The 2733-nt window shown below is 61.9% G+C and carries 3 protein-coding genes; all 3 read left to right on the top strand.

Features of this window, described 5'->3' with window-relative positions; translation table 11 throughout:
• The coding region (locus L2I41_RS21390) for a UDP-glucose dehydrogenase family protein (RefSeq protein ID WP_237155655.1) at positions 1 to 1145 on the top strand (1145 nt) is incomplete at its 5' end.
• A 15-nt stretch (positions 1146 to 1160) separates the two neighbouring features.
• Complete coding sequence (locus tag L2I41_RS21385) at positions 1161 to 2171, top strand: NAD-dependent epimerase (RefSeq protein WP_237155654.1); 1011 nt, start codon at positions 1161 to 1163, stop codon at positions 2169 to 2171.
• A gap of 57 nt (positions 2172 to 2228) precedes the next feature.
• Positions 2229 to 2733, top strand: a 505-nt coding sequence (locus L2I41_RS21380; protein ID WP_237155653.1) for a GDP-mannose 4,6-dehydratase, incomplete at its 3' end; no start/stop codon positions are given.

The following is a 2733-nucleotide window of genomic DNA, read 5'->3' as shown; positions in this document are numbered from 1 at the left end:
TGGTGGCGGACAATGTGAAGGCCGGCCGGCTGAGCTTCACCACCGATCTTGCCGGCCCCGTGGCCGAGGCGGACGTGGTCTTCATCGGCGTCGGCACGCCGTCCCGCCGTGGCGATGGCCATGCCGATCTTTCCTATGTCTACGCCGCCGCCCGCGAGATCGCTGAGGCGGTGAAGGGCTTCACGGTCGTCGTCACCAAGTCGACCGTGCCGGTCGGCACCGGTGACGAGGTGGAGCGCATCATCCGCGAGGTCAACCCGTCGGCCGACGTCGCCGTGGTCTCCAACCCCGAGTTCCTGCGCGAAGGCGCCGCCATCGACGACTTCAAGCGCCCCGATCGCATCGTCATCGGCCTCGAGGACGAGCGCGCCCGCGAGGTGATGACCGAGGTCTACCGTCCGCTGTACCTCAACCAGGCGCCGCTGCTGTTCACCCAGCGCCGCACCTCCGAGCTGATCAAGTATGCCGGCAACGCCTTCCTCGCCATGAAGATCACCTTCATCAACGAGATCGCCGATCTGTGCGAGAAGGTGGGTGCGGATGTGCAGCAGGTGGCGCGCGGCATCGGTCTTGACGGCCGCATCGGCTCCAAGTTCCTGCATGCCGGTCCCGGCTACGGCGGTTCGTGCTTCCCGAAGGATACTCTGGCCCTCGTGAAGACCGCCCAGGACTATGACAGCCCGATCCGCCTCATCGAGACGACCGTCGCCGTCAACGACAACCGCAAGCGCGCCATGGCCCGCAAGGTGATCGCCGCCTGTGGTGGCGATGTCCGCGGCAAGACCGTCGCCGTGCTCGGCCTGACCTTCAAGCCGATGACCGACGACATGCGCGACAGCCCGGCCATCTCGATCATCCAGGCGCTGCAGGACGCCGGCGCAACGGTGCGCGGTTACGACCCCGAAGGCATGGACAATGCAAGGAAGGTGATCGACGGCATCACCTATGCCACCGACGCCTATGACGCGGCCAAGGGCGCCGACGCCGTCGCCATCGTCACCGAATGGAACCAGTTCCGCGCCCTCGATTTCGCCCGTCTCAAGGGCCTGGTGAAGGCACCGGTTCTCGTTGACCTGCGCAACATTTACCGCCGCGACGAAGTCGAGAAGCATGGCTTCAGCTATTCGAGCGTCGGACGATCCTAAGCGGGAGGCGAGCTTTTGCGTTTTCTTATCACAGGTACTGCAGGCTTCATTGGCTTCCATCTCGCCAGGCGCCTCCTGCAAGACGGTCACTTCGTCGTCGGCTTCGACGGAATGACGCCATATTACGATGTTCGCCTGAAAGAAGGCCGGCACGCACTCCTTCAGCGGTCCAACGGGTTCAAGGCAGTGATCGGTCAGCTTGAGGATGTGGATGCGCTCAAGCGGGCGGCCGATCTGGCAGAGCCGGAAGTCATCGTGCACCTCGCCGCTCAGGCCGGCGTCCGTTACAGCCTTGAAAATCCAAAGGCTTACGTCGAGTCCAACCTCGTTGGCAGCTGGAACATTCTGGAGCTGGCCAAGGCCTTCGAGGTGAAGCACCTCATGCTGGCCTCGACGTCATCGGTCTACGGTGCCAACGAGAAGGTTCCCTTCGCGGAAGCCGACAAGACCGATGAGCCGCTGACCCTCTACGCCGCCACCAAGAAGGCGATGGAAGCCATGGCGCATTCCTATGCGCATCTGTGGAAGATCCCGACCACGGCCTTCCGCTTCTTCACCGTCTACGGCCCCTGGGGCCGCCCGGACATGGCGCTCTTCAAGTTCGTCGACGCCATCGAAAAGGGACAGCCGATTGACGTCTACGGCGAAGGCAAGATGCGGCGCGACTTCACCTATGTGGAAGATCTCGTCGAGGCGATTGCCAAGCTGGTGCCGGTGCCCCCGGGCGAAGGCAATCGTGTCACGACCGAGGGTGTCATTGACACCTTGTCCCACCAGGCCCCTTTCCGGGTCGTCAACATCGGAGGCGGCCAGCCGGTCGGATTGCTCGACTTCATCGAGGCAATCGAGGGCGCGTTGGGCAAATCCGCCGTTCGCAATCTTCTGCCCATGCAGAAGGGCGACGTTCCTCAAACCTTTGCTGCGCCCGACCTCCTCAAGGCGCTGACTGGCTACGTGCCGGAAACCGACGTGCCCACTGGCGTTCGGAACTTCGTTGAATGGTACAGAAGTTGGAAGGCCGAATAAGGCCTCCCGTAACTCTGCAAGCCAAATAGATAAACTCAAGAATTAGGATGATGGATAATGTCTCAGCTTAAGAAGGCTCTGATTACCGGTGTTACGGGGCAGGATGGTTCGTATCTTGCCGAGTTTCTGATTTCGAAGGGCTATGAAGTTCACGGGATCAAGCGTCGTGCGTCTCTTTTCAACACGCAGCGCGTCGACCACATCTATGAAGATCCGCATGTCAACAACGCCCATTTCAAGCTGCACTATGGCGATCTGAGCGACACCTCGAACCTGACGCGCATCATCCAGGAAATCGAGCCGGACGAGGTCTACAACCTCGGCGCCCAGAGCCACGTGGCCGTGTCCTTCGAGGCCCCCGAGTATACCGCGGACGTGGACGCCATCGGCACGCTGCGCCTGCTCGAAGCCATCCGTTTCCTCGGCCTGACCAATAAGACCCGCTTCTATCAGGCCTCGACCTCCGAGCTCTATGGTCTGGTGCAGGAGATCCCGCAGCGCGAGACCACCCCCTTCTATCCGCGCAGCCCCTATGCGGTGGCCAAGCTCTATGCCTACTGGA

Origin of the sequence: Oryzibacter oryziterrae (assembly GCF_021864535.1) — a bacterium.
In the GTDB taxonomy this organism is placed as follows: domain Bacteria; phylum Pseudomonadota; class Alphaproteobacteria; order Rhizobiales; family Pleomorphomonadaceae; genus Pleomorphomonas; species Pleomorphomonas oryziterrae.
The sequence above is the reverse complement of the archived record's forward strand: the minus strand, read 5'-3'. Positions and strand labels throughout refer to the sequence as shown.